33 protein-coding genes are annotated in these 24,433 nt (G+C 71.4%); 13 read left to right on the plus strand and 20 right to left on the minus strand.

The genetic code is table 11. From position 1 onward, the window contains the following. The first annotated feature begins 71 nt into the window (after nucleotides 1–71). Nucleotides 72–1,748, plus strand: coding sequence for a 2-isopropylmalate synthase (locus AB0J46_RS33045; RefSeq protein WP_364338122.1), 1,677 nt, complete (start codon nucleotides 72–74; stop codon nucleotides 1,746–1,748). On the opposite strand, the gene pyrF is transcribed toward AB0J46_RS33045, so the two are convergent. After that, nucleotides 1,729–2,535 carry an orotidine-5'-phosphate decarboxylase gene (gene pyrF, locus AB0J46_RS33050; RefSeq protein WP_364338068.1) on the minus strand — a complete coding sequence of 269 codons (807 nt, stop codon included), beginning with the start codon at nucleotides 2,533–2,535 and terminating at the stop codon, nucleotides 1,729–1,731. The two genes, AB0J46_RS33045 and pyrF, sit on opposite strands and share 20 nt — an antisense overlap. Before the next feature lie 127 nt (nucleotides 2,536–2,662). On the opposite strand from pyrF, the gene AB0J46_RS33055 reads away from it, so the two are divergent. Further along, nucleotides 2,663–3,139, plus strand: a complete 477-nt coding sequence (locus AB0J46_RS33055) for a DUF2283 domain-containing protein (protein WP_364338069.1) — start codon at nucleotides 2,663–2,665, stop codon at nucleotides 3,137–3,139. Between the two features lie 24 nt (nucleotides 3,140–3,163). Here the strand turns inward: AB0J46_RS33055 and AB0J46_RS33060 are convergent, their stop codons facing one another. After that, nucleotides 3,164–3,547: a hypothetical protein gene (locus tag AB0J46_RS33060; RefSeq protein WP_364338070.1), complete on the minus strand. Its 384-nt coding sequence runs from the start codon at nucleotides 3,545–3,547 to the stop codon at nucleotides 3,164–3,166. A gap of 50 nt (nucleotides 3,548–3,597) precedes the next feature. On the opposite strand from AB0J46_RS33060, the gene AB0J46_RS33065 reads away from it, so the two are divergent. After that, nucleotides 3,598–4,401 (plus strand): HAD-IIB family hydrolase, encoded by an 804-nt coding sequence (locus AB0J46_RS33065; RefSeq protein ID WP_364338071.1) that lies wholly within the window; start codon nucleotides 3,598–3,600, stop codon nucleotides 4,399–4,401. A gap of 121 nt (nucleotides 4,402–4,522) precedes the next feature. Here the strand turns inward: AB0J46_RS33065 and AB0J46_RS33070 are convergent, their stop codons facing one another. The 4 genes from AB0J46_RS33070 to AB0J46_RS33085 all read right to left on the minus strand — a co-directional run bounded on the left by AB0J46_RS33070 (nucleotide 4,523) and on the right by AB0J46_RS33085 (nucleotide 6,337). Then, nucleotides 4,523–4,657 carry a hypothetical protein gene (locus AB0J46_RS33070; protein WP_352361246.1) on the minus strand — a complete coding sequence of 45 codons (135 nt, stop codon included), beginning with the start codon at nucleotides 4,655–4,657 and terminating at the stop codon, nucleotides 4,523–4,525. A 110-nt stretch (nucleotides 4,658–4,767) separates the two neighbouring features. After that, nucleotides 4,768–5,376: a TIGR00645 family protein gene (locus tag AB0J46_RS33075; protein WP_364338072.1), complete on the minus strand. Its 609-nt coding sequence runs from the start codon at nucleotides 5,374–5,376 to the stop codon at nucleotides 4,768–4,770. A gap of 304 nt (nucleotides 5,377–5,680) precedes the next feature. After that, complete coding sequence (locus tag AB0J46_RS33080) at nucleotides 5,681–5,899, minus strand: hypothetical protein (protein WP_364338073.1); 219 nt, start codon at nucleotides 5,897–5,899, stop codon at nucleotides 5,681–5,683. An 81-nt stretch (nucleotides 5,900–5,980) separates the two neighbouring features. Next, nucleotides 5,981–6,337 carry a helix-turn-helix domain-containing protein gene (locus tag AB0J46_RS33085; protein ID WP_364338074.1) on the minus strand — a complete coding sequence of 119 codons (357 nt, stop codon included), beginning with the start codon at nucleotides 6,335–6,337 and terminating at the stop codon, nucleotides 5,981–5,983. An 89-nt stretch (nucleotides 6,338–6,426) separates the two neighbouring features. On the opposite strand from AB0J46_RS33085, the gene AB0J46_RS33090 reads away from it, so the two are divergent. Both AB0J46_RS33090 and AB0J46_RS33095 read left to right on the plus strand, forming a co-directional pair. Then, nucleotides 6,427–7,080 carry an NAD(P)-binding domain-containing protein gene (locus AB0J46_RS33090; RefSeq protein ID WP_352361254.1) on the plus strand — a complete coding sequence of 218 codons (654 nt, stop codon included), beginning with the start codon at nucleotides 6,427–6,429 and terminating at the stop codon, nucleotides 7,078–7,080. A gap of 123 nt (nucleotides 7,081–7,203) precedes the next feature. Further along, nucleotides 7,204–7,575 (plus strand): hypothetical protein, encoded by a 372-nt coding sequence (locus AB0J46_RS33095; RefSeq protein WP_364338075.1) that lies wholly within the window; start codon nucleotides 7,204–7,206, stop codon nucleotides 7,573–7,575. Between the two features lie 40 nt (nucleotides 7,576–7,615). Here the strand turns inward: AB0J46_RS33095 and AB0J46_RS33100 are convergent, their stop codons facing one another. The 9 genes from AB0J46_RS33100 to AB0J46_RS33140 all read right to left on the minus strand — a co-directional run bounded on the left by AB0J46_RS33100 (nucleotide 7,616) and on the right by AB0J46_RS33140 (nucleotide 14,336). After that, on the minus strand, nucleotides 7,616–8,281 hold the full coding sequence (locus AB0J46_RS33100; protein WP_364338076.1) for an endonuclease V: 666 nt from the start codon (nucleotides 8,279–8,281) through the stop codon (nucleotides 7,616–7,618). Between the two features lie 175 nt (nucleotides 8,282–8,456). Further along, on the minus strand, nucleotides 8,457–9,143 hold the full coding sequence (locus AB0J46_RS33105) for a type 1 glutamine amidotransferase (RefSeq protein WP_364338077.1): 687 nt from the start codon (nucleotides 9,141–9,143) through the stop codon (nucleotides 8,457–8,459). A 29-nt stretch (nucleotides 9,144–9,172) separates the two neighbouring features. Beyond that, on the minus strand, nucleotides 9,173–10,000 hold the full coding sequence (locus AB0J46_RS33110; RefSeq protein ID WP_358285564.1) for a bifunctional 5,10-methylenetetrahydrofolate dehydrogenase/5,10-methenyltetrahydrofolate cyclohydrolase: 828 nt from the start codon (nucleotides 9,998–10,000) through the stop codon (nucleotides 9,173–9,175). Further along, nucleotides 9,997–10,602, minus strand: a complete 606-nt coding sequence (locus tag AB0J46_RS33115; protein ID WP_364338078.1) for a cyclodeaminase/cyclohydrolase family protein — start codon at nucleotides 10,600–10,602, stop codon at nucleotides 9,997–9,999. The genes AB0J46_RS33110 and AB0J46_RS33115 overlap by 4 nt, the downstream gene beginning before the upstream one ends. Nucleotides 10,603–10,630: 28 nt before the next feature. Further along, nucleotides 10,631–11,143 (minus strand): hypothetical protein, encoded by a 513-nt coding sequence (locus AB0J46_RS33120; RefSeq protein WP_364338079.1) that lies wholly within the window; start codon nucleotides 11,141–11,143, stop codon nucleotides 10,631–10,633. Between the two features lie 50 nt (nucleotides 11,144–11,193). Further along, nucleotides 11,194–11,958 carry a chitosanase gene (locus tag AB0J46_RS33125; protein ID WP_364338080.1) on the minus strand — a complete coding sequence of 255 codons (765 nt, stop codon included), beginning with the start codon at nucleotides 11,956–11,958 and terminating at the stop codon, nucleotides 11,194–11,196. A gap of 9 nt (nucleotides 11,959–11,967) precedes the next feature. Then, entirely contained in the window at nucleotides 11,968–12,603 is a 636-nt protein-coding gene (locus AB0J46_RS33130; protein WP_364338081.1) for an FMN reductase, read from the minus strand. Between the two features lie 25 nt (nucleotides 12,604–12,628). Then, nucleotides 12,629–13,720, minus strand: a complete 1,092-nt coding sequence (locus tag AB0J46_RS33135) for an LLM class flavin-dependent oxidoreductase (protein ID WP_358285574.1) — start codon at nucleotides 13,718–13,720, stop codon at nucleotides 12,629–12,631. A 79-nt stretch (nucleotides 13,721–13,799) separates the two neighbouring features. Then, nucleotides 13,800–14,336, minus strand: coding sequence for a CGNR zinc finger domain-containing protein (locus AB0J46_RS33140; protein WP_364338082.1), 537 nt, complete (start codon nucleotides 14,334–14,336; stop codon nucleotides 13,800–13,802). 84 nt (nucleotides 14,337–14,420) lie between these two features. Here AB0J46_RS33140 and AB0J46_RS33145 point away from each other — a divergent pair, with 84 nt between their 5' ends. Beyond that, nucleotides 14,421–15,665 (plus strand): MFS transporter, encoded by a 1,245-nt coding sequence (locus AB0J46_RS33145; RefSeq protein WP_364338083.1) that lies wholly within the window; start codon nucleotides 14,421–14,423, stop codon nucleotides 15,663–15,665. On the opposite strand, the gene AB0J46_RS33150 is transcribed toward AB0J46_RS33145, so the two are convergent. Together AB0J46_RS33150 and AB0J46_RS33155 are read right to left on the minus strand one after the other, a co-directional pair. Continuing rightward, on the minus strand, nucleotides 15,652–16,302 hold the full coding sequence (locus AB0J46_RS33150; protein ID WP_364338084.1) for an NAD(P)H-binding protein: 651 nt from the start codon (nucleotides 16,300–16,302) through the stop codon (nucleotides 15,652–15,654). The genes AB0J46_RS33145 and AB0J46_RS33150 overlap by 14 nt on opposite strands. Next, complete coding sequence (locus AB0J46_RS33155) at nucleotides 16,299–17,672, minus strand: APC family permease (protein WP_364338085.1); 1,374 nt, start codon at nucleotides 17,670–17,672, stop codon at nucleotides 16,299–16,301. Before AB0J46_RS33155 ends, AB0J46_RS33150 begins: the two co-directional genes overlap by 4 nt. Before the next feature lie 103 nt (nucleotides 17,673–17,775). Here AB0J46_RS33155 and AB0J46_RS33160 point away from each other — a divergent pair, with 103 nt between their 5' ends. The 3 genes from AB0J46_RS33160 (at nucleotide 17,776) to AB0J46_RS33170 (ending at nucleotide 19,678) form a co-directional block, all read left to right on the plus strand. Then, a complete protein-coding gene (locus AB0J46_RS33160; RefSeq protein ID WP_364338086.1) occupies nucleotides 17,776–18,384 on the plus strand; it encodes a TetR/AcrR family transcriptional regulator in 609 nt (202 codons plus the stop codon). Nucleotides 18,385–18,453: 69 nt separating this feature from the next. Further along, nucleotides 18,454–18,777 (plus strand): hypothetical protein, encoded by a 324-nt coding sequence (locus AB0J46_RS33165; protein ID WP_364338087.1) that lies wholly within the window; start codon nucleotides 18,454–18,456, stop codon nucleotides 18,775–18,777. A gap of 67 nt (nucleotides 18,778–18,844) precedes the next feature. Further along, nucleotides 18,845–19,678 carry an alpha/beta hydrolase gene (locus tag AB0J46_RS33170; RefSeq protein WP_364338088.1) on the plus strand — a complete coding sequence of 278 codons (834 nt, stop codon included), beginning with the start codon at nucleotides 18,845–18,847 and terminating at the stop codon, nucleotides 19,676–19,678. Nucleotides 19,679–19,836: 158 nt separating this feature from the next. Here the strand turns inward: AB0J46_RS33170 and AB0J46_RS33175 are convergent, their stop codons facing one another. The 3 genes from AB0J46_RS33175 to AB0J46_RS33185 form a co-directional block, all read right to left on the minus strand. Further along, the gene (locus AB0J46_RS33175; RefSeq protein WP_364338089.1) at nucleotides 19,837–20,268 is read right to left on the minus strand and encodes a nuclear transport factor 2 family protein; all 432 of its coding nucleotides are present in this window, start codon (nucleotides 20,266–20,268) and stop codon (nucleotides 19,837–19,839) included. A gap of 197 nt (nucleotides 20,269–20,465) precedes the next feature. Beyond that, nucleotides 20,466–21,653, minus strand: a complete 1,188-nt coding sequence (locus tag AB0J46_RS33180; RefSeq protein WP_364338090.1) for a tyrosine-type recombinase/integrase — start codon at nucleotides 21,651–21,653, stop codon at nucleotides 20,466–20,468. Between the two features lies 1 nt (nucleotide 21,654). After that, nucleotides 21,655–22,266 (minus strand): hypothetical protein, encoded by a 612-nt coding sequence (locus AB0J46_RS33185; protein WP_364338091.1) that lies wholly within the window; start codon nucleotides 22,264–22,266, stop codon nucleotides 21,655–21,657. A gap of 192 nt (nucleotides 22,267–22,458) precedes the next feature. Here AB0J46_RS33185 and AB0J46_RS33190 point away from each other — a divergent pair, with 192 nt between their 5' ends. The 4 genes from AB0J46_RS33190 (at nucleotide 22,459) to AB0J46_RS33205 (ending at nucleotide 24,422) form a co-directional block, all read left to right on the plus strand. Beyond that, nucleotides 22,459–22,617 carry a helix-turn-helix domain-containing protein gene (locus AB0J46_RS33190; RefSeq protein ID WP_364338092.1) on the plus strand — a complete coding sequence of 53 codons (159 nt, stop codon included), beginning with the start codon at nucleotides 22,459–22,461 and terminating at the stop codon, nucleotides 22,615–22,617. Between the two features lie 52 nt (nucleotides 22,618–22,669). Beyond that, nucleotides 22,670–23,203, plus strand: coding sequence for a hypothetical protein (locus tag AB0J46_RS33195; protein WP_364338093.1), 534 nt, complete (start codon nucleotides 22,670–22,672; stop codon nucleotides 23,201–23,203). A 330-nt stretch (nucleotides 23,204–23,533) separates the two neighbouring features. Continuing rightward, nucleotides 23,534–23,770 (plus strand): HNH endonuclease signature motif containing protein, encoded by a 237-nt coding sequence (locus AB0J46_RS33200; protein ID WP_364338123.1) that lies wholly within the window; start codon nucleotides 23,534–23,536, stop codon nucleotides 23,768–23,770. 466 nt (nucleotides 23,771–24,236) lie between these two features. Beyond that, nucleotides 24,237–24,422 (plus strand): hypothetical protein, encoded by a 186-nt coding sequence (locus tag AB0J46_RS33205; RefSeq protein WP_364338094.1) that lies wholly within the window; start codon nucleotides 24,237–24,239, stop codon nucleotides 24,420–24,422. Nucleotides 24,423–24,433 lie beyond the last annotated feature (11 nt).

Raw genomic sequence — 24,433 nt, forward strand, 5'->3', positions numbered from 1 at the left:
GCTGCCGGTCGTCCGACCGCCGAAGAAGGAACGAAGACGTGTACGCATGGAACCGGCAGCGCCCCAGCGCGATGCCCTCTCACCGCTACCGGCCCGCCCACGAGCGGGTCGAGGTGCCCCTGACCGGCGAGCGCGCCTGGCCCTCGCGCCGCATCACCGCCGCCCCCCTCTGGGTCCCGGTCGACCTGCGCGACGGCAACCAGGCGCTGGCCGAGCCGATGGACCCGGCGCGCAAGCGCCGCCTGTTCGACCTCCAGGTGCGCATGGGCTTCAAGGAGATCGAGGTCGGCTACCCGTCGGCCAGCAGGCTCGACTTCGACTTCCTCAGGGAGCTGGCCGAGCCCGGCGCGGTGCCCGACGACGTGACGGTGGTGGCCTTCACCGCCGCCCGGCAGGACCTGATCGAGCGCACCTTCGAGTCGATCCGCGGCCTGCCCGACGTGGTCGTGCACCTCTACACCGCGACCGCGCCCACCTGGCGGAACGTGGTGCTCGGCCACGACCGCGACGCCCTGCGCAAGCTCGTCCTGGACGCGGCCGGCCAGGTCGCCCGCCTGGCCGACGGGCTCCCGGTGCGCTTCGAGTTCTCCCCCGAGGTGTTCAACCTCACCGAGCCCGACTACGTGCTGGAGATCTGCAACGAGCTGACCGCCCTCTGGGACGCCTCCCCGGACCGCCCGGTGATCCACAACCTGCCCGCGACCGTCGAGATCGCCACCCCCAACGTGTACGCCGACCAGATCGAGTACATGCACCGCCACCTCGACCGCCGCGACTCGGTGATCCTGTCGGTGCACCCGCACAACGACCGCGGCACCGGCGTGGCCTGCGCCGAGCTGGCCGTGCTCGCCGGGGCGCAGCGGGTGGAGGGCTGCCTGTTCGGCAACGGCGAGCGCACCGGCAACGTCGACCTGGTGACCCTCGCGCTCAACCTGCACTCCCAGGGCGTCGACCCGATGATCGACTTCTCCGCCATCGACGAGATCCGGCGCGTCGTCGAGCACTGCAACCGCCTGCCCGTGCACGACCGCCACCCCTACGCGGGCGACCTGGTCTACACCGCCTTCTCCGGCACCCACCAGGACGCCATCGGCAAGGGCCTGGCCCACCACGCCGCGCGGGCCGCCGAGCTGGGCGTGCCGCCGGAGCAGGCGCCGTGGGAGGTGCCCTACCTGCCCATCGACCCGGCCGACGTGGGACGCGGCTACCAGGCGGTGATCCGGGTCAACAGCCAGTCGGGCAAGGGCGGCATCGCGTACCTGCTGGGCGCCCGCCACGGCCTCGACCTGCCGCGCCGCCTGCAGATCGACTTCGCCGCGACGGTGCAGCGGGCCACGGACGACAGCGGCGAGGAGATCACCGCCGACCAGTTGCGGGCGCTCTTCCACGCCACCTACATCGCGCCCGGCGAGCGCTCCGGGTTCGCCTCCTGGCGCACGGCCGAGACCGCGCCGGGGACGCACGAGTTCGAGGGCGTCCTGGAGTCGGGGCGGGTGCTGCGCGGCACCGGCAACGGGCCGCTGTCCGCGCTGACCGCCGCGCTGGCCGGGGACGGCGTCGAGGTCGACGTCCTGCACTACGCCGAGCACGCCGTGGACCCGGGGACGGGCAGCAGCGCCGTCGCGTACGTGGAGGCCCGGGTCGGGGGCGTGATCGGCTGGGGCGCCGGTCAGGACACCTCCGTGCTCACCGCGTCGGTACGGGCGGTGCTGGCCGCCGTCGAACGGCTCAGTACGTCAGGTACGTGACGCACTCGTCCCGGTACTGCAGAGTCCTCGACCGCAGCCGGCGCGGGTCGGCCAGCACGGCCCGGGAGACCGACGGCACGACGGAGCCGCGTACCGGGGCGAACAGCCGGGCCACGTCGGCGGGTGAGGCGCCCTGCGCGCCGAGCCCCGGAGCCAGGATCGGGCCGTTGAGGTCGGCCAGGGAGTGGTCGAGCGCGGGCAGCGTGGCGCCCATGACCACTCCCACCGGCCCGAACGGCTCGTGGCCCGCGTTGGCCGCGGCGGCCCCGGCGAGCACCAGGTCGGCCACCCGCTGCTGCAGCCCGGCCGCCGCCGGGTTGGAGGTGCGGGCCAGCACGAAGACGCCGGCGTCGTTGGCCACCGCCGAGGTGATCGCCACCTCCAGCGAGCCGAACCCCAGGTAGGGGCTGAGCGTCACAGCGTCGGCGGCCAGCGGGCTGCCCTGGTCGAGGTAGGCCTCGGCGTAGGCGGCCATGGTGGTGTCGACGTCGCCGCGCTTGGCGTCGAGCAGCACCAGCGTGCCGGCCTCGCGCAGATCGGCGATGGTGCGTTCCAGGACGGCGACGCCGCGGCTGCCCCAGCGCTCGTAGAAGGCCGACTGCGGCTTGACCACGGCGGCCACGTCGCTGATCGTGTCGGCCACCGTGCGGCTGAAGCGCTCAAGGCCGCCCGGTGAGTCGTCGAGGCCCCAGGCGTCGAGCAACGCCGGGCTCGGATCGATGCCCACACAGAGCGGGCCGAATTTGTCCAGCCTGGCACGCAGACGTGTGCCGAACGACTCGTTCATCTAGGCCCCCTTGCGACCCTAACGCACACTAACCCGCCGCCGCCGGAAGCCGGAACGCATCGGCCCCGGATGATATGGCTCGGGCCGTGGGTCTTCCGGAAGCGGGCGGCTGGGTAGATGATGCGGCATGTACGAGATCGCCCAGCGGGTGCTGGTGCTGGAGACCGTCCCGCCGCGCGAGGTGACCGTCGCCGTCGGCATGCCGTACGAGGAGGCGGGGGAGTGGGCGTGCCCGTACCGGATCGACGGGCTGGCCGGGTGGGAGCACGAGCGCCGGGCGACCGGGCGCGACTCGCTGGAGGCGGTCGAGGTGGCGCTGGCCATGGTACGCGCGGCGCTGGCCGGCTCGCACGAGGCCAAGGAGGGCCTGCTCCAGCCGGACGACGCCCCGCCGGACCGCCAGCTCACCCGGACCGTGTACGTCAGCTGGAACAAGGAACAGGACATCGCCTATATCGCGATGAAGCACGAAATCGTGCCAGGCGAGGCGGTACGGCAGACCGTCTCGGAGGACGTCGTCCTCGACTACGGCGCCTCGGGCGACCTGCTCGGCCTGGAGCTGCTCAACGCCGCCACCCGCCTCCCCGCCGAGATGCGCCTCTGACAGACCCTCCGGACGCGCGGCCGCTCAGCCCGTCAGCAGCCAGCGCCAGCGCGGCAGTTCCAGCACCACGGTGACCACCGCCAGCACCGTGACCACCGCCGCCACGACCGCGTGCCAGGCCACCCACGCCGCCGCCACCGCCACCACGAGCTGCAGGGCGACCAGCCCGACGGTCACGAACCCGGGCACGGCGACCAGCACGCCCCGCTTGTCACCGGGCGTGGCGAACACCGTCGGCAGCCCGATCAGCACCACGACCGACAACACGGCCTGCCACACCGACCCGGGAAGCAGCGCCCACGGCGCGGCGACCCAGGCGACCAGCTCCGACGCGAACCGGAAGACGGAGGCGACCCGGTCGTCCGGACGCGGCCCGGACCGAGCGAAACGCCCCGGATTGGAAGACACGAGGGCACCCTACCCCTGAGCCCCTTCCGGCCGGGATCTACGGTGGGGACGTGACCTCCGCCACCCCGCCCCGCATCGTGGCCACCGATCTCGACGGCACCCTCCTGACCTCCGCCGGCGTCGTCTCCCCGCGCACCCGGCAGGCCCTGGGCCTGGCCCGCGCCGCCGGAGCGGAGATCGTCTTCGTGACCGCCCGCCCGCCGCGCTCCATCCACGCCATCGCCGGCCAGGCGGGCCTGACGGGCCTCGCGATCTGCAGCAACGGCGCCCTCCTGTACGACCTGGCCGCCGCGCGGATCGTCGCCAGCCGCACGATCGAGCCGCAGGCCGCCAGGAAGGTGGCCGACAGCCTGGCCGCGGCCCTGCCCGGGGCGGCCTTCGCCGTCGAGACCGGCACGGGCGTGCTCACCGAGGCCGGCTACAACCGACGGGTCGAGCACGACGTGGCGCACTACCGGGAGGTGGCCTCGGCGTGCGAGGCGGGCGAGCCGATCGTCAAGCTGCTGGTGCTCTCGCCCGCGCACACCCTCGACGAGATGTCGGCCCTGGCCGCGGCGGCCGTGGGGGAGCTGGCCGAGGTCACCCACTCCGGGGTGCCGGGGCTCCTGGAGGTCAGCGCGCTGGGCGTGACCAAGGCGGGCATGCTGGCCGAGCTGTGCCTGGCACGCGGGATCGAGCCCGCCGAAGTGGTGGCGTTCGGTGACATGCCCAACGACCTGGCCGTGCTGGCCTTCGCCGGGGCCGGTTACGCGATGGCCAACGCCCACCCGCTGGTGCTGGCCACGGCCGGGCACCGCACGTCCTCCAACGACGAGGACGGCGTGGCCGAGGTCCTCGAACGCCTCTACGGCTGACCCGGCCGAGGTTCTCGAACGCCTCTACCGCTGACCTGGGCGAGGTTCTCGAACGCCTCTTTACGGCTGGCCCCGCCGGGGTCCGGCGCCCGCCCGCCCCCGCGGGCGGGCGCCGGGGATCTCAGGCGTCGTCGTCCGACACCCTGGACGTGCCCTCGCACCCGGTGGGGGCGCCGCTCAGCACCGGCAGCAGGCCGCCGCAGGTGCTCACCGGGAGCGACACCGGCTCGACGATCTCGTCGTTGAAGACGACCACGTCACCGATGAGCGGCCGCGGCCCCTGGGCAGGCGCCGCGGCCGAGGCGTACGCCGGCGCCGCCCAGCCCGCGCCGGCCAGCAGCCCCGCGCCGGCCGCCAGTGCGATCGCTAGGCGGCGGCGACCCGCTCCTGCGCGACGCCGCCGGGCTGCTGGTCCCGGTGCGCCTGCTGGACGTGCCGCCCGCCCGCCATGATCCGATCCATCACGGCCAGCGCCAGCGCCGAGACCACGAAGGTGAGATGGATCAATGTTTTCCATACGAGTTCCCTGTCGGTGATGGCCGGCCGCGCGGCGTTGATGAAGATCTGCAGGAGGTGCACCCCCGAGATCCCGATGATCGCCATGGCCAGCTTGACTTTGAGGACGTTTGCGTTGACATGGGACAACCACTCCGGCTGATCGGGATGGCCGTCGATGCGCAGCCGTGAGACGAAGGTCTCGTAGCCGCCGATGATGACCATGATCAGCAGGTTCGAGACCATCACGACGTCGACGAGCCCGAGGACGATCAGCATGATCGTGGTCTCCGGGGGGTTGCCGCCGAACCCGAGTTCGACCAGGTGGGCGAGTTCGACCATGAACCGCCACACGTAGACGACCTGGGCGACGATCAGCCCGAGGTAGAGCGGCGCCTGTATCCACCGGCTGAGGAACATGACGTAGCCGATGCGCTCCAGCGTGCTCCGCGGCCGGGGAGCGGACTCGGACTCGGCCACGGTCAACTGTGGTGGCCTCACTACGACGTGAAGATGTTGACCCGGTCGACGATGGCCTGGACATTGATGTTCCCCGGATCGTTTCGGCCCCCTGACCCGAGGGCGATTGGGGGAACGGCGGCCGCCGCCGCCAGAGCGAGGACCGCTGCGCTGGTCAGGATTCGGAACTTCAATGGGGACTCCTCGACTGCTGCTGGTCGGGCACGGGGATTGCGCTGTCGGAGCTGTCGGAGCTGGGAGGGGGCAGGGCCGGTGGCGGGGGTGCGGCGTGGCTCGCCGCACCGCCCGCGCGGTGGCCGGCCGGTCAGGGATGCAGGCAGCCCGCCGCGGGGATCTCGGTCGGCGCCTGGGGGGCCGCCGGGTCCACCAGGGCGGCCAGGCCCGCGGCGGCCTCGGCCGCGCACGGGACCGCGGTGGCGGGATCGACGACGGCGTACGCGGGCGCCGCGAAGAGCGCGGCGGTCAGGGCCGCGGTGAGCGCGCCCCCGATGACGGCGGCGCGGCGGCGTTGGACGTCAGGCATGAGTACCTCCTGGGGATGGTGGAATCAACCACCGACTTGCTACCCAGAGTAATTACTCAGTAACGCTGCGTTAAAGAATCCTCATGAAGCGGGGGACTGCGAGCCCGTCCAGCGGTCCTGGGCGTCCATGACGTCCTCGGCGTGGTCGTGGGCCCACACGCCGAACGCCTCGATCGGGCCGAGCAGGGAGCGGCCCAGGTCGGTCAGCGCGTACTCGACCCGGGGCGGGGCCTCGGCGTAGGCCCGGCGGGTGACCAGCCCGTTGAACTCCAGGCGGCGCAGCGTCTCCGTGAGCACCTTGGGGCTGATCCCGCCGATCTGCGCACGCAGCTCCCCTGGACGGCACGGGCCGTGGCGCAGCGACCAGACGACGACCGCGTTCCAGGTGTTGGCGATCAGGTCGAAGGCCAGTCTGGCCTGGCAGTCGGCGAGAAACACGTAACGCCTCCGATAGGCACCGATCGGTGCGTGACGGGATTTCTAGAGTCCTTGTCCTAGTAAAGCCCTTTCGCAGCACGGAGGACGACATGAAGATCGGGATCCTGGGCGCCGGCGGCATGGCCGACGCCCTCGGCACACAGTGGATCAGGGCCGGGCACGAGGTGACGGTCAGCGGACGCGACCCCGAGCGCGCCCGTGCCCGCGCGGAGAGCATGAACGCCCAGGCCGGCCGCCCTGGAGCGCGCTGGGGGAGCTGGGCGGAGGCGGCCGCGTCCGGCGAGGTCGTGATGGTGGGCGTCCGGGAGGCGGGGCTGGGCGACGTGCTGGCCGCCGCCGGCCCGGCCCTGCGCGGCAAGCCGATCATCGACGTGACGAACGCCGCCGCCCCCGACAGGTACGACGTCACGCGTCCGCTCGCCCGCCGGATCGCCGACCTCACGGGCGGGCACGTGGTGAAGGCGTTCAACCTGTGCCACGTGGACGTGTGGCGGATGACGCCGCCCGTGTTCGGCGGCCGCCCGCTGGCGGTGCCCCTGTGCGGCGACGACGTCCGGGCGCTCGACCTGGTCCGGGGCCTGGTCCGCGACCTGGGCTGCACCCCGCTGGACGGCGGCGGCCTCGACCGGGCCGTGCAGCTGGAGGCGACGGCCGCGTTCGTGATCGGGCTCTGGTTCGGCGGCGCGGACGCCCAGGCGATCCTGCCCCCGCTGGCCTCCTCGGGGGCGCACGACCCGGCGTGAGCGTAGGACCCGGCGTGGGCGTACGACGCTGGGCGTAGCGAGGATGACGACGGGCGGCGGATGCCCGGCTCCGGCGGCGGCGCGATCCTGGGGGGCGTCCACCCGAGGTCGAAGGAGAGTCCAGTGGTCACCCAGGTCGTCAAGGGAAGCGGGTACCTGACCGCGTTCAAGGCCCTCGCCACGCTCAGCATGCTGGCGGTGCTCCTGCAGGCCGTCACGGCGGGGCAGCTCATGAGCGGGGCCGGCGCGGGCCTGCACGGGGCCGGGGCGGGCGCCGTCCACCTGCTCGGGCTGCTCCAGCTCGTCGCGGCCGTGCTGCTGTGGCGGCCGGGGCGCGGCGCGGGCTGGCCCGCGCTGGTCAGCCTGGGGGTGCTGCTGCTCGGGTTCCTGCAGTCGATGCTCGGCGGGTCGGGGGCGGTGGCCGCGCACGTGCCGCTGGGCATGACGATCTTCGGACTCAGTGTTTGGCTCGTCGTCTGGGCCTGGCGCCGCTGACCCCGCGCCGGCCCTACCGGCGGGGCCGGCCGAGGGGCGGTCAGGTTCCGGCGGGGTGACGGGCCAGGTGGTCGGCCTGGCGCACCGGCTCGGGGAGGCGGTAGCGCGGCGTGAGCAGCAGGGTCTGGGACGTGGCGGTGTCCAGGCCGATCCGGTGGCCCTGGGAGACGTAGACCGGTTTCGTGTCCCGCCGCGTGCGCAGCGCCCTGCCCACCGTGACGCCCTCGTGGACGATCGGCGTCCAGTCCCCGCGCTCCCGGCCGGGCGGCTCGTGCTCGCCCACGAAGGGCGTCTTGGCCACGCCGAGCGCGGGCAGGCCGGTCAGCACGCCCAGATGGCAGGCCAGGCCGAAACCGCGCGGGTGGGCCAGCCCGTGGCCGTCGCAGACCAGCAGGTCGGGGGTGACGGCGAGACGTTCGAGCGCCTCCACCAGGGTGGGCAGCTCGCGGAAGGCGAACAGGCCGGGCACGTAGGGGAAGGCGGCCCAGCCGTGGGCCACCGCCCGCTCGACCGGTTCCAGCGTCGCCGCGTCCAGGACGACCACCGCCGCCGTCACCTCGTCGTCGCCGTGGTAGTGCACGTCGAGGCCGGCCACCAGGGGGAAGGCCGTGGGCCCGGCGAGCTCCACGCGGCTGCGCAACCGGTCCTGGACGGCCTCGGCCTCGGCCGCGTCGGCCGGCCAGGCGTGAAGTCTGTCTACCCGCATTCCCCCCACGTTAGGGCCATTCGTCCCACGCCCCGGCCACCGCCCGCCCCGGCCACCCCGGCTGCCCGGCTGCCCGGCTGTTCGGCTGCCCCGGCCGTCGGGCACGCCGGGCCGCAGAGCGACTCCGACTGCGAAGGCGGGAGGTCAGGCGCTGACGGACTGCGAAGGCGGGAGGTCAGGCGTTGACGATCTTGGCGAAGCGGGTCGCCACCTCGCGCCAGATCGGCGTGGAGACCGGCTCGTCGGCCACTGCGCCCGCGTAGACCTCCGCGGGGTCGAAGCCGTCGGGCGTCCACTCGCGCACGCGCGCGGGCAGCACCTCGGGATGGAACTGCACCCCCCACGCCCGCTCGCCCACCCGGAACGCCTGGTAGGGGCAGGCACGCGTCTCGGCCAGCCACACCGCGCCGGCGGGCAGCCGGGTGACGGCGTCCTTGTGGTGCTCGATCGCGGGCACCACCGGCGGCAGGCCCTGGAACAGCGGGTCGCCTTCCGCCTCGGGCCGGATCGTGACCGGCAGGCTGCCGTTCTCCGGCGCGCCGGTGTCGCCGGTCACCTCGCCGCCGGCCACCTCGGCCAGCATCTGGCCGCCCAGGCAGATGCCGAACAGCGGCACGCCGTCCGCCAGCGCCTGGCCCACCAGCCGGCGGGCGTCGGCCAGCCACGGGGCCCGGTCGTCCTCGGAGGGCAGGTAGCCGCCGCCGAGCATGATCATGGCGTCGTGCCGGTCCAGCCGGTCGGGCAGCGGGGCGCCCTCGTGCGCGAGCACCACGTCGAGCCGCAACCCGGCCTCCTCCAGCCAGTCGCCGAGCCGGCTCGGGCCGCCGCTCCTGCTGTTCTGCACGATCAGGACGTCACCCATCGATGGTCTCCACTCTCGGATGTCGGGGCTCAGGGCAGGTTCGCCGCGCGGGCGGTGTGGCGCAGCAGCAGCGCGGTCGTCACCGGGCCGACGCCGCCGGGCACCGGGGTCAGCGCGCCGGCCACCTCCGCGACCGCCGCGAAGTCGACGTCGCCGGTGAGCCCGCCGTCGTCGGTCGGGTTGGTGCCCACGTCGATGACCACCGCGCCGGGCGCGACGTGCGCGGCGCCGATCAGCCCGGCGCGGCCGACGGCGGCCACGAGCACCTCGGCCCCGGCGGTGACGGCGGCCAGGTCGCGGGTGCGCGAATGGCAGACGGTGACCGTGGCGTGCCGGTCGAGCAGCAGGTGGGCCAGCGGCTTGCCGACCACGGTCGAGCGGCCGACGACCACCGCCCGCCGTCCTTCGAGCGGCACCTCGTAGTGGTCGAGCAGGGCCATGACGGCCGCCGCCGTGGCAGGCGGGAACGCGGGCAGCCCGGCGGCCAGGCGGCCGAGCGAGAGCGGGTTCGCGCCGTCGACGTCCTTGCGCGGGTCGATGGCGGCGGCCAGCTCCTGCGCCGAGGCCCCGGCGGGCAGCGGAGTCTGGAGCATGACCCCGTGGACGGCGTCGTCGGCGCTGAGTCCGGCCAGCGTCTCGTGGATCCTGCCGGGGTCGGCGTCGGCGCCGAGGTCGACGATGTCGCAGGCGACGCCGACGCCCGCGGCGGCCTTGGCGATCGAGCGGACGTACCACAGGCTGGCCTCGTCGGCCGTGGCCACCACGACGGCCAGCCTGGGCTGCGGCCCGGCGGCGGCCTCGGCCTGCGTCTGAGCCTTGATCGCGGTGGCCAGGTCGCGGCCGGTCAGCGTCCTCATCGGGCGATCTCCTCGCGTACCCCGGCGGTGATCCGGTCGGCCGTGGCGACGGCCGCCTCGACGCCCGCCAGGCGGGCCGTCAGCTCCTCGCGGACCTGCTCGTCCTTGATGCCCCGCAGGTTGACCTCGACGTTCACCCGGGCGGTGGTGAGCGCGGCGCGGGCGGCCTCGGCCGCGGCGGCGACGTCGGTGACGACGTTGCGGTTGCCGATCGGCAGCAGCAGCTCGCACAGCTCGACCAGGCGCGTGGCGGCCGCCACCACCAGGGCCGGGGGCTCGGCCGCGCCGGCCAGGGCGCGGGCGATGGAGACGCCGCGCTCCTCGCCCTTGGGCAGCCGGTAGGCGTCGGAGACCGCGGTGAAGGCGGCCGCGTCCTCCTCGGCCAGCCGCAGCGTCCGCGCGCGGAGGGTGTCGGTCTCCTCGATCACCGCGGCGACCGTATCGGCGTGTTCGGCGTACCGCTCGCCGGTGGTGTAGCGGGCCACCATGCCGAGCAGCGCCGCGGACTGGGCCGCGTGCAGGGCGGCGGTGGCCCCGCCGCCGGGGGCGGGCACCTTGTCGGCCAGCTCGGCCAGGAAGTCGACGATCTTCGAGTCGCGCATGGCCGCATTCTGCCAGGCCCTGCCGGGCTCACTCGCGGTGCATCGGCCTGGTGACGTCGTGCGGCGTGCCCTGCGGCAGGTACGGCGAGCCCGCCGAGCCGTAGTCGGAGGCGTAGGCCGACGGCCGCGCCGGGGACCGCCACCGCGACGGGAAGGCCGACACGACCAGCAGCGCCACGCCGAGGAACAGCATGACCCCGGTGTAGATCATGGTCTGCAGGCCCGCTCCCAGGCTGCCGGTGACCAGCCCGTCGGGGAGGACGCGGAACCCGGCGCCCAGCTCCACCGCGGGCACCAGGCCGAGCGCGGTGTAGGCCAGTCCGCCGAGCAGCGAGGCGATCGGTGACAGGCGCGAGCCGGCCAGGAACGCCAGACCGGCCCCCGCCGCCGCGATCACGGCCAGCCCGATCCAGGAGACCCTGAACCGCGTGGCCATGGTCAGGCCGAGCTCGCCGATGCCGTACATGAGGCAGGCGGCGATCAGCGGCGGAAGAAGCAGCCCCGCGACCACTCCCAGACCATGACGGGCACCGTTGGACATGATTAACCCCGTTTGTTCGGCTTGTGCATCAACCTACCCTGATCGCCGAATCAGTGCTTGATCGTGTACTTGTCGCCGTACACCTTCCAGGTCAGCGGCGGCCTGAGGTCGAGGTTGCCCTTCCTGAGGAAGACGCGCTGCATGGTGTCGACCCGGGTGGTGTCGTCGTGGGCGTCCTCGGCCTTCATTGCCGCCTTCCTGGCGTCGAGGAACGCGTTGAGGTAGGTCACCTCGTCGCCGCCGCGGGCGGGGGAGGCGGCCTTGGCCAGCGCGGCCTTCCTGATGCCGCCGAAGCTGAGCTTGTCGGAGCCGGGGCCGTGCATGACCATGGCGTCGTAGTAGGCGAACTGGCCGAGCGCCCGCAGGCCGTCCTTCTTGGCCCGGCGGACGGCCGGGTCGAAGTAGACGCGGTCGCGCTCGTGGTCCTGGGCCCGCTGGAAGACGGGGTCGGCCGCGGCCTTCTTCCAGTCCTTGACGAACGGCTTGCCGAGGCCCTTGTGGGAGTCGGTGCCGTTGACCCTGCGCAGCGCGGGCAGGTACTTGGCCAGCACGTTCGAGGGCTTGCGCCTGGTGTAGAGCTCGACCAGCTCCAGCATGTCGCCGGTGCCGGAGCAGAAGCCGATGATGCCCGCGGTGTAGCCGCGTTCGTCCTTGATGTCCTCGATGTAGCCGTACTGGGCCTTCCAGTCCAGCGAGGAGTTCTCCGCGCTGGACACCAGCTGCATGGCGATGTCCTTCTTGTGTGGGTTGTTGAGGTCTGCGGGGGAGACGCAGGTCACGGCAAGGGACAGCGAGAGGCACATAGCGGTCAGCACCGCTGCAAACTAGCGCAGTGGGCGCAATGCCGCGAGCTGCTCCGCGAACGGGACGACTTCCTCGTCCGCCCCGGCCCCGCCTTCGTTCGCGGCCGCGGCCGGGCGGGGAGCGCGGCCCGCCAGCAGGCCGGCCAGCTCGCCGGCGGCCCGGTCGATGCGCTCGCCGAGCCCGTCGGTGAAGGAGTCGCCGCCGCCGCCCCAGTCCTCCGAGGCGGCGTAGACGGCGGTCGGCGCGACGACGGCCCGCAGGTAGGCGAACAGCGGGCGCAGCGCGTGCTCCAGCACGAGCGAGTGGCGGGCGGTGCCGCCCGTGGCGGCGATCAGCACGGGCGTGCCCGCCAGGGCCGTGTTGTCCAGGACGTCGAAGAACGACTTGAACAGCCCGCTGTAGGAGCCGCTGAAGGTCGGCGTGACCGCGATGAGCCCGTCGGCCTCCGTCACGGCCTCGACCACCTCGCGCAGCCGGGCGCCGGGGAAGCCGGTCACCAGGTTGTTGGCGATGTCCACGGCCAGGTCGCGCAGCTCGACCACGCGCACCTCGGCCGCGCCGTCCAGCCGCCGCCGGGTGGCCTCGGCCAGCCGGTCGGCGAGCAGGCGGGTGGAGGACGGCTGGGTCAGGCCGGCCGTGACGACGACGAGCTTCATGGGGGGATCTCCTTCCCTGGAGGGGTCAGACCTCGACGGCCTGGGACGTACGGGCCTGGAGCAGCGAGGCGTGCGCCGGCGCGTCCGGGACGCCGGCCGGGCGGTCCTTGGCCATCTCCTTGCGCAGCACCGGCACGACCTCCTCGCCCAGGATGTCGAGCTGCTCCAGCACGGTCTTCAGCGGCAGGCCGGCGTGGTCCATGAGGAACAGCTGGCGCTGGTAGTCGCCGAAGAACTCGCGGAACTCCAGCGTCCGGTCGATGACCTGCTGCGGGCTGCCCACGGTGAGCGGGGTCTCGGCGGTGAACTCCTCCAGCGACGGCCCGTGGCCGTACACGGGGGCGTTGTCGAAGTAGGGGCGGAACTCGCGGACCGCGTCCTGGGAGTTCTTGCGCATGAACACCTGGCCGCCCAGGCCGACGATCGCCTGCTCGGGCGTGCCGTGCCCGTAGTGGGCGTAGCGCCGGCGGTAGAGGTTGATCAGGCGGATGAAGTGCTCCTTGGGCCAGAAGATGTTGTTGGCGAAGAAGCCGTCACCGTAGTAGGCGGCCTGCTCGGCGATCTCCGGGCTGCGGATCGAGCCGTGCCACACGAACGGCGGCACCCCGTCGAGCGGGCGCGGCGTGCTGGTGAACCCCTGCAGCGGGGTGCGGAAGCGGCCCTCCCAGTCGACGACGTCCTCGCGCCAGAGCTGGTGCAGCAGCGCGTAGTTCTCCACGGCCAGCGGGATGCCCTGGCGGATATCCTGCCCGAACCACGGGTAGACCGGCCCGGTGTTGCCACGGCCCAGCATGAGGTCCACCCGGCCGTCGGCCAGGTGCTGGAGCATGGCGAAGTCCTCGGCGATCTTGACCGGGTCGTTGGTCGTGATCAACGTCGTGGCGGTGGACAGGATCAGCCGCTCGGTCCTGGCCGCGATGTAGCCGAGCATGGTGGTCGGCGAGGACGGCACGAACGGCGGGTTGTGGTGCTCGCCCGTCGCGAACACGTCGAGGCCGACCTCCTCGGCCTTGAGCGCGATCGCCACCATCGCCTTGATCCGCTCGTGCTCGGTCGGGGTCCTGCCGGTGGTGGGGTCGGTGGTCACGTCGCCCACGCTGAAGATTCCGAACTGCACTTTAGTCACCATCCATGACTGTTGAATCTTTGACAGGTACCGTAGCGTCCCGGCCTCCGCCGTTATTCCATCATCCCGGTCAGGCGCCCGCACGGGCGCGGAAGGCCGCGGCCTTGGCGCGGTTGCCGCAGCCGCGCATGTCGCACCAGCGGCGGGTGCGGCGGTGGGAGGCGTCGACGTACAGGCGGGTGCAGGGGGCGGCCTCGCACTCGCGGATCAGCTCCGCCTGGGGGCCGCCGAGCAGCTCGATCGCCGCGCGCGCGGTCGTGGACAGCGCGCCGGGCAGGCCGCCGCCGCGCCGCAGGCCGCGCTCTTCGAGCGCGACGTCCGCGGGCGGGCGCCGGGCGGTCTCGTTGAGCAGGTCGCGGTCGGCCCGGCCGTACGGGCTGCCCTCGCGGGCGGCCGTGGCCAGCCGGTAGATCGCCTCCCGCAGGGCCGTCGCCCGCGCCAGGTCGTCGTCGCCGGTCTCGGGCGGCTCGTCGAGGAGCCCGGCGGCGACCGTCCAGCGGGCCAGGTCGGCGGGGGAGGCCAGCAGGTCGATGCGCGCGCCCCGGCGGTGGCCGATGGTGCCGGCGAGGTCGAGGGCGAGGTTGCCGCTGACGAAGGTGAAGTCCACGGCTCCCATCGTAACCGCGTTGACAAGTTACTTCCGGCGCTGCCATGGTTTCTAACCATTGAATCCGGTTACTTTGGGGGCATCGTGGCGACACTCATCACCGTCGGCGGCGGGACGCGCCGGTTCGGCGCGCGGCACCGATGGGTCGTGCTGTCCGTGGGCGTCGGCGCCCAGGCCAGCTTCTCGGCCATGTTCTCCGGCATCCCGCTGACCGCGGTCTCCATGCGCTCGGGCTACCACCTGTCGCTGGGCTCGCTCGGCCTGGTCCTGTCCTGCCTGGGGCTGGGGGTGGCCGTCTCCGACATCGCGTGGGGCATGCTCACCGACCGGTGGGGCGACCGCCGCGTGCTGCTGGCCGGGCTGACCGCCACGGGCGCGCTGCTGGCGGTGATGGCCGCCGCCGTCACGCCGGCCGAGCACGCCGGGGTGGCCCTGCTGGCGGCGTGCCTGCTGGCCGCCGGGGCGCTGGGCGGCAGCGTGAACGGCGCCTCCGGGCGGGCCGTCATGACCTGGTTCGCCGACGGCGAGCGGGGGCTGGCCATGAGCGTCCGCCAGACGGCCATCCCCGTCGGCGGCGCGGTCGGGGTCGCCCTGCTGCCCTGGCTCGCCGAGCGGTACGGGTTCCGCGCCGTCTACGCCGTACCGGCGGTGTTCTGCCTGCTGGCGGCGGCGGCCACCTGGCGCTGGCTGCACGAGCCGGCGCCCGCCGCCGCGGCCGCCGCCCCGGAGCCCGGCCCCTCCCCGCTGCGCCGCTGGGACGTGTGGCGGGTGGCGCTGGCCAGCGGGCTGCTCACCGTGCCGCAGTTCGCCGTGCTGTCCTTCACCGCGATCTTCCTGCACGACGTCAAGGGGGCCGGCGCCGGCCTGGCCGCCGTCACCGTGCTCGTCGCCCAGCTCGGCGGTGGCGCGGCGCGCATCTGGACCGGCCGGCGCACCGACCGCCGCGGCGGTCGGCGCACCTGGATCCGCGCCATCGGGACGCTGTCCGGCGTCGTGATGGCCGCCGCCGCGGTGCTCACCTCGGCGCCCACCCCGCTCACCGTCGCCGCCCTGGCGATCGGCGGCCTGCTGGCCAACTCCTGGCACGGCATCGCCTACACCGAGATCGCCGCCATGGCGGGCGCGGCCAGGGCGGGCACCGCGCTCGGCCTGGAGGGCACCGCCTGCTTCGCCTCGGGCTTCGTGACCCCGCTGCTCGTCCCCGTGGTGCTCGGCCTCGCCTCGTGGGAGGCGGTGTGGGGGCTGGCCGCGCTCGCCTCGCTGCTGGCCGTGCCGCTGATGCCGGGGGCCGTGCGGCCGGTGCCGCGGGCCGCCGTCACAGGGCGTTGATCGCCGCCGGGCCGAGGATCCGCTCGGGCGCGCCGCGCTCGGCCACGGTGATCATCGCCTGGCCGATGCGCTCGGTCGTCGTCACCGCCGCCGGGAAGAGCCGCCGCAGCAGCGGGTAGAGCGGCGCGGCCACGACGTAGGCCAGCCGGTACCAGCGGGTGCGCGAGGTCACGCCGTGCATCGGCTGGATGTAGCCGGGACGGAACATGTAGGCGTGGAACGGCAGCGCGAGCAGCGCGTTCTCCGTCGCGCCCTTCACCCTGGCCCACATCGCGCGGCCGTGCGCGTCGGTGCCGGCCCCCGAGACGTAGACGAAGGTCGAGGACGGGCTGAGCCGGGCCAGCGTGGTGCCGGCCGCCAGCGTGTAGTCGTAGGTGATCCGCCGGTAGTCCTGCTCGCTCATGCCCGCCGCGGACACGCCGAGGCAGAAGAAGCAGGCGTCGTAGCCGGCCAGCTCGCCCTCGACGGCCGACAGGTCCGACAGGTCGGCATGGAGCAGCTCGCGCAGCTTGGGATGGACCGTCCCCGTGGGCGACCGGCCGACCGTGAGCACGGCCGTCACGCGCTCGTCGAGCAGGCACTCCCTGAGCACGCCGCGCCCGACCATGCCGGTCGCCCCGAAGATGATCACTCTCATGGTTCAGCCAGATCCCACCCGCCGCGCCGCCGCAGCACCCCCAGATAGTACGCCGCCGACACCACCGCGATCCCGGCGGTGACGTACAGGCTGGGCCGGCCGATCACCGGGTCCAGCGCGTTGAGGTAGATCACGTACGCCAGCGCGGCCAGCGCCAGGACCGGTGCGAGCGGGAACCACGGCATCCGGTACGCCGCGTGGCCGGTCCTGCCGTTGCGCCGCCCGGCGATCGCGCCCAGGCACAGCGCCGCGTACACGGCCACGATCGAGGTGCCGGTCACCACCAGCAGGAAGCGCTCGTCGATGAAGCAGCAGGCCGCGCTGACCACGCCGGTCAGCACCGTGGCCACCCACGGCGAGCCGTACCGGGCGTGGATCGACGACAGCAGGCGGCTGACCGGCGCGGGCCAGGCGCGGTCCCGCCCGGTGCTGAACAACATGCGCGAGGTGATGAGGATGATGGCCAGCACGGCGTTGAGGATGGCCAGCGCGACGGCCAGGGAGATCACCGTGTTGGCCACGGACCCGGCGCGGGCGGTGACGAAGTACTGCATCATGTTCTCCGCGCCGAACAGGCCCTCCAGCGACGGCGCGCCCACCAGCACCGCCGTCACCGGCACCAGCTCGGCCGCCACGGTGACGCCCAGCGCCCACAGCACGGTCTTGGCGATGCTCTTCGGCGCGTCGTGCACCTCCTCGCCGAAGTAGACCGCCGAGCCGTACCCGTTGTAGGAGAAGATCGCCACCGCGGTCGCCGCGCCGATCAGGCCCAGCGAGGCGGGCACCAGCGCGCCGCCGTCCCCGGCCACCACCGGATGGGTGATCAGCTCGACCGGCGAGCGCTGCGGACTGAACAGGCCGAGCGCCGCCACGACCACCAGCGCGATCATCTCGATGGCCAGGAACACCCCGGTCACCCAGGCGTTCAGCTTGATGTCGAAGACCGCCACGACGGTGGTGAGCAGGCACGTCACGGCCGCCACCAGCGGCCCGTCCAGCCCCGGGAGGACGACCGACAGGTACGCGCCCACGCCCAGCGCGATGACGGCGATGATGAGCAGCTGCGTGATGAGGATCAGCCCGAGCACCACGAAGCCGGGCAGCCGGCCGAGCGTCCGGGCGGTGATGGCGTACTCGCCGCCGGTGAGCGGGAACGCCGAGCCCAGCTCGGCGTAGACGAAGGCCATGAACACGCCCACGACGGCGCCGGCCAGGTAGCTGAGGATCGCGCCGCTGCCGGCCTGGGAGATCACGCCGGGGGCGATGATGAAGACCGAGGACGCGGGGGTGATGGCGGACAGGGTGAGGAGGAGGGTGCCGAGGAGCTTGAGTCCCCGGTGCAGGTGTGGATGGGCGGCCGTTGATGCCACGACGCCTCCTTGGGGGGTTCCTTGAGCGAGTATCAAAGAACTATCGGGGGCGTTCGTCAAGGATGGCTTGCGTTTCTTGAAGCGTCTATGAAGAATCGCGGCCATGGCGCGACCCAGCCGGGCCCGGGAGAAGCGGGCCGAACTCGTCTCCGCCGCCCGCCGGGCGGTGCTCGAACGCGGCATCCTCGACCTGCGGCTGCGCGACGTCGCCGAAGTCGCCGGCATGTCGGCGGGGTCGGTGCTGTACTACTTCCCGAGCATGGCCGGCCTGCTGCAGGAGGTGCAGCGCGAGGCGGTCGACCGGTTCTGCGCCGCCCGCGAGGCCGCCGCCGCCCGTGAACCCGACCTGCGGCGGCGCCTGGTCATCACCATCGGCAGCGGCCTGCCCGCCGGTCCGGGCGACGAGCTGTGCGTGCTGCTGTACGAGCTGGGGGCGCACGCCCGGCGCGACCCGGCGTACGCGGCCCAGCACATCAGGCTGTACGAGCGGCAGGTGGCCCTGTACGCCGCGATCCTGGAGGCGGGGGCGGCGACCGGCGTCTTCGCGCTGACCCGGGACGCCATGACGATCGCCCGGAACCTGGTGGCGCTGGAGGACGGGCTGGGGTTGCACCTGCTGGACGCGGTGCAACCGTTCGACACGGAGACGGCCCGCGACCTCCTCCTCTCCTACGCCACAGACGCCACCCACTGCCCCCTGACCCGCACGTGACCCCACCCCCTTCCCCACCCGCCTCCGGTGCGTCTACCAGCGGCTGCGACGCCGTGCGATCATCGGCCCGTGACGTCCCTCCCTGATCCCAGCACGCGCAAGTACGCCGCCCTCGGGCTGGCCGTGCTCTGCGCGGCGGCCCTCACCGGCTACGGACTGGTGGCCTGGAGCATCTGGCAGTTGGACTGGATGCCCACAGAGCTCCTGGCCAAGTGCGGCATCGCGGCCGCGGTGTTCCCCGGCACCGGCCTCGCCCTCGGGTACGCGTTCACGGCACGGCGGCCCAGGTCCGTACGGATCTTCGCGGTTTCGGCGGGCGCGGCGATCGGAGCAGCGTGCCTGCTCCTGGCCACTGTCGGCTACATCTGGTTCTCGATGTCGGCGAACGTGTAGCCCCGGCAGCAACCCGAGGGAACATTCGTCCAATCCCCCGGCGCGGGACGGCCGCCACAGTGGCCTCATGACCAGTTCCCACGGCGACACCACCGAGAGCACGATCCTCTCCCTGGACGACGGCGACCTCCACGTCTTCCAGGACGGCCCCCGCGAGGCCCCCGCCCTCCTCCTCATCCACGGCTCGGCGTCCTCGGCCCGCTCCTGGGACCAGATGGTCCCCCTGCTCACGGGCTCCCATCGCGTCATCCGGATCGACCTGCTCGGCCACGGCCGCTCCGCCAAACCGGACGACCGCGGCTACACCACCCCCGACCAGGCGCGCCGGGTCGGCGAGGCGCTGGACCGGCTCGGCGTGCGGGAGGCCGTGGTCGCGGGCCACTCCAGCGGCGGCGCGGTCGCCACCGCCCTGGCCGAACGGCGTCCCGGCCTGGTGACGGCGCTCGTCCTCATCAACACCGGCCCTGACCTGGACGCCTTCATCGCCCCGGCGTCGGCCGCGTTCGCCCCCACGCAGTGGCCGCCGACCGACGAGCAGATCCGCCTGTTCGCGAGCCCGGGCTTCAGCCGTCCCGGCTACCGGCCCCCGGACGAGCTGCTGGACGAGGTGCGATGCATGACCCTCCACACGCTCGCCGCGACCATGCAGGGCACCCGGGACTACCTGCACGAACGGCCGCTCCCTGACCGGTTGGCGCCCCTGGGCAAGCCGCTGCTGGTGATCTTCGGCGCGGACGACCGCCGGTGGCGCTCCTCGTCCGCGTCCGGCTACCGCGTCGTGCCGGGGGCCGAGATCGAGCTCCTGCCCGGCCTCGGCCACACCCCCATCCTGGAGGACCCCCAGCAGACCGCCATCCCCCTCCTCGCCTTCACCACAACCCACCCCAACCAGCCACACTGAGCCCGCCGGGCCAGGAAGCCGCCCGGTTGGGAGGCGGCCCGGTCGGGACGCCGTCGGCCAGGGAACGGTCCCGTCGGGAAGCGGCCGAGCCGGGAGGCGGGCCGGTCGGGAAGCGGCTGGGGCAGGGAGCCGTCACGGCCGGAGGGGCGGGGGTGGGGTCACCGGGCTGTGCGCCAGCTCTGTTCCTCCACCAGTTCCTGGCTGCGCCAGCCGCCGGAAGTGCGCCGCATGCGGTGGTGGTACCAGCCGCCGCCGTGCAGGTACCCCTTGGCGTCGGCCGCGGCCATGTCGCGCGTCGGGGCGAGGGTGTCGGTGAACGGCGCGCTGACCCGCGCCTCGTCCCCGGTGAGGACGATCCGCGGGGCCCCGATCAGGTGCAGGCGTCCGGGCCAGTGCGGCAGCACCTCGGCGAGCCAGCTCTTGACCTCCGCCAGCCCGCCCCTGATCCCGCCCGCGGACCGGTAGTCGATGACCGCCTCCGGGCTGAACACCTCGTCGAGCAGGTCCCACTCGCCGGAGTCGACGGCCCGCGAGTACCGGGCCAGCAGGTCGGTGATCTCCAGGCGGTCGGCGATCTCCTGAACGTCCATGCCCTGATCGAACCAAACGCTTGCTACAGGCGCCAGGCCCCCGCGCCGGGGAAGGGCCGCGAAAAGGCGACAGCCAGGCCGGCGACCCGCCGACCTGGCTGATGAGAGATGGTGGACGATACTGGGAATGTTCCAGTTGAGGGCAAAAGTGCCTGGTAGATGGGCTATTGGGTGGTTGTGGCATCAGCACAAAGTCATCACGGGTTCGTGGCAGCCGCATAGGTGGCCTCCATCGACTTGGCGTGCTCGGCCCACCTGTCCTTGACCCGGTGGGTGTAATTGGCGGTGGTACGGAAGTCGCTGTGTCCGACCATCAGCGCCACGTCGGTGAGGGCGACGCCATCGGCGAGCCGGTTCGAGGTGAAGCTGTGGCGTAGGTCGTGGGTGCGGAAGTCGGCCGGGAGTCCGGCTTTCTGCAGGGCGGCCTTGAAGCGCTTCCGGTAGGTGTCATCGTTGATGACCTTCGCCTTCTTGCCGGGGAAGAGGTAGCCGCCTTCGGGGATCTGGTGGTCGGTGATGTGGTTCTCGATGGCCGTGCGGAGGAAGCCGGGGAGGGGGACGGGCCGGTCTTCGCCGTCCTGACGGTGCTTGAGCGAACCTCTCTGGCCGCCATGCTTGCGTGTGTAGGAGCCGGTGAAGATCAGGACGTTGGCGTCGTCGGTGAGGCAGGCCGTGGTGAGGCCGAGGACTTCGCCGATGCGGGCTCCGGTGTAGCCCATGATCAGGCTGGCCAGTCGGAGGTGTTCCGGCATGGCTTCGACCAGCAGCATGACCTGTTCCCAGGTGGCCACGACGCGTTCCTTGCGTGGGGCCTTCTTGGGTGGCTTGATGCCGACGTACGGCGTGGCGGTGATCTTCTTGTCCTTGACGGCTCGTGCGAGCACCTGCTTGACCACCGATAAGACGCCCCGGACGGTGGAGGGGGCGTATCCGGCTGCGATCAGCTTGTCCCGGAGTCCCTCGATGTGGCTGGCCTCGATGCCGTCGAGGCGGATGCCGCCGATGGCGGGCTTGATGTGCTTGGACAGGTAGGTGCGGTACTTGTCCTTGGTTAACGGCTTGCCGTTCAGGTCGGCGTACCAGGTCTCGGCGAAGTCGCCGAACGGGACGGCCCCGGCCTTACGGTCCACGGTGAGTTTGAGGTGAGAGACCTTGGAGGACTCCACGCGGCGGGCGAACTCTTCGGCGTCCTTCTTCATGGTGTGGGGGTAGGACGCTTCGGTCTGCTTGGTGCCTCGTCCGCCGAGTCGGTAGCGGACGGTCCAGGAGTGGCCGCACTTGCCCCACACGCGTTCGGCGGTCTTGCGGTCGTCCGCCTTGCGGAGGTCGAGTCTGCGCCCGGCCTTGGTGTCGGCGCATTCGCATTTCTTGATCAGGCTGGCCACGTTAGTTTGTTTCCTCGCTCTCGTTCATCGCCTTCAGTAGAGAGATGGCCTTGTCGGTGAGGGTGCCGCCGGACTGGCGTTCGGCGGCTTCGGTGAGCATGCCGTTCTTGCGGGCCAGGGAGATCCAGTTGGCTGCTGCTCTGCGCTCTGCGCCCACGATCTCGGCTACGTCCTGTACGGGGTTGGGCTCACGCATGAGCACGTACCAGGCGTAGAGGACGGCTACGGCGAGATGGAAGGATTCTGGCCGCCCGGTGCGGCCTGGCTTGGGGTTGTCCTCGACGGTCTGCCGGACGTGCCGCATCGCCCAATTGGTGTGCGGTTCGAGCACGTGGAAGACGCCTTGCTCGCGGCTGAGGCGCTGAAGGTCGCCCTTCAACTCTCGTGCGATGTCGGCCAGGGGGATGGACCGCAGCGTGCCGGTGGTGATGCCTCGGGCCATCAGTTCGGGGTCGTTGGTGGTGATGCGTAGTTCGGTGGGGCCTCCTGTGCTGTTGGGGGACCACCACATGTCCACTTGCCAGCCGTCGTACCACTGCTGGAGGTGGTAGCCCGGCCTGGTGGGAGCCGTCTCTTCCGCTGCGCTTCTGCGCGGTTGCTGTTGTTCGGTCACAGCAACAACGTTACAGCATTCACGGTCACGCCGGAACTCTGTTCATGTATAGCTTGACTGTCTGCACCTATACACGGGACGATGGATAGACGCCCAGCCGTCGCACCACGGCGGCTCGGGCCTGCCACTCGACAACTGAACAGCGACGACACACGTGGAGAGCGATTGGCCAGCGGAGGAAGCAACCGACTGATGGGCGTGGACGAAGTGGCCGCCTACTTGGGCGTGTCCAAGAGCACGCTCTACGACCGATGGAGGCCCTGGGGACTGAAGGGGCACCGGATAGGCCGCTTCCTGATGTTCAGGGAACGCGATGTGGAGACCTGGATTGATCGCCAGATCATCGTTTAATCATTAAGGAGAATCGGATGAATGACATGAACTTGGCCGCAGGACACCGACTGTGTTGACCGACGTGAAACCTCGCCGCATCGTGCGGCCAGACAGCGCCTCGATTCTGCAATGGCTTCGCATGATGTATCGGGAGTTCGGTGAGACGAAGGGCATGCTCCGGGATCGAGACATTGGCAGAGATGCCTTGGAGTTGGCTTTCGGCGTGGCCATGTCTGTCAACGGCCGGACGAGAGTTTCACAGGTGGGAGTGAAGTACATCGCGAAGATGGCTGGGTATGCCGGTAATGGCCACGACATGTACGGCCAACTCCGTCACTTGCTTGCCCGAGGCTTCCTGACCAAGGACGGGGAAGGCGGGAAGGGTGGCAAGATTCCCCGGCTGATGCTGTCGATGCCCGTGGAGCTGGTCGAGCCCTACGGCCAGATTACGAACAACGGCTTCGGTGATCTCCTCGAATCCCTTGAGGAAGAGGTCATCCTTGTTACCGACCTGAAGGAGCCTGCCAAGGTGCCGCAGCCTGGGCAGCAGCGGCAGAAGCCAGAGGGATTTCATGACCCTTTTGAGGAAACGGAACAGCCCTGAGGGCACCGTATAGCGGTGACCAAGTAGTAGAAGCAGCACCAGTAACAGATTAAGTGATAGAGAGAGCTTCAGCCTTAGCTGTAGCTCTAGCGAGAGTCCGAGTAGAAGGTTAAGTGCTGGCTCCCGGCAAGAGAGCCAGCCTTACTTGTAGCATCCCTCATTGAAACGTATACACGGCAGCCTTTGAGGGCTGCCATTGAATTGATGATTATTTAGACGATTGGAGGGTCGTTGGCCCTGGCTAACAAGATTTGTAATGAGAGTGGTTGTCATCAGATCGCCGTACGCGGCGAAGGAAAGTGTTCCGCCCACCGCCGCAAGCCGTGGGCGGTGACATCCGAGAGGAACTTGTTTCGGCCGAAGGATTGGAACCGCCGCCGCAGGGCGGTTCTCAAGCGTGATGCCGGAGTTTGCTACTTGTGTGGCCTGGCCGGTGCCAACGAGGTGGATCACGTCACCGCCGTGGCCGACGGCGGTAGCTGGGATTACGACAACCTTCGTAGCGCCCATCGGGCGTGCCATACGGCCAAGTCGTTGCAGGACCGCTACCGGCGGTCCAAGGCATGAGAAATGAACTGTGGCATCGTAAGGCCGGTGACTATCTCACCCAGGTTTTCCGCTGCGGGCACTGCGGCGAGCGGGTGCAGGAGACACGCCAGCTCGGCGCGGGCCGCCCCGGCCCGTGGCGTCGGTACTGCTCGGCCGGGTGTCGTCAGGCCGCCAAGCGCGTACGTGATCGTGAGCAAGCGCGGGAGCGCTACCGCCTTGCCAAAGGCTTATGCCTGTCGTGCGGCACATGGATCGAAGCCGAGCAGTTTCATCCGTACTGCTCGACGCGTTGTGATGAAGTCCTTTGGGAGCTACGAACCCTAGTGAGGTGAGCTTTCTCGCCAAAATAACAAGCTTCCCCCTCTAATACAGGGTGTGGAGAGAGATACCTCGGTTCTCTCCCCTTGTGAAGCCTGTTGTAGGCCCCCGGTGACCTCGTGCCGAGGGCCTTCTTCATACCCCTACACCATTTGAGAGGACACTGATGATCAGCCATGCCCAGCTTGAGAATATGAGCGCCCTGGAAATCCTCGCCGCCTGGCGGGACGGCGATTTGGACCCCACTATCCGCATCGTGTCTGTGAGCGGCGACCTGGATAACCCGAAGTCGCTTACCTACGCGTGGCAGACAACGCCAGAACATGACGAGCTACGTATGCGTACGTGGTAGGCCCGACGGGA

The organism is Nonomuraea sp. NPDC049758, assembly GCF_040674635.1.
Lineage (GTDB): Bacteria > Actinomycetota > Actinomycetes > Streptosporangiales > Streptosporangiaceae > Nonomuraea.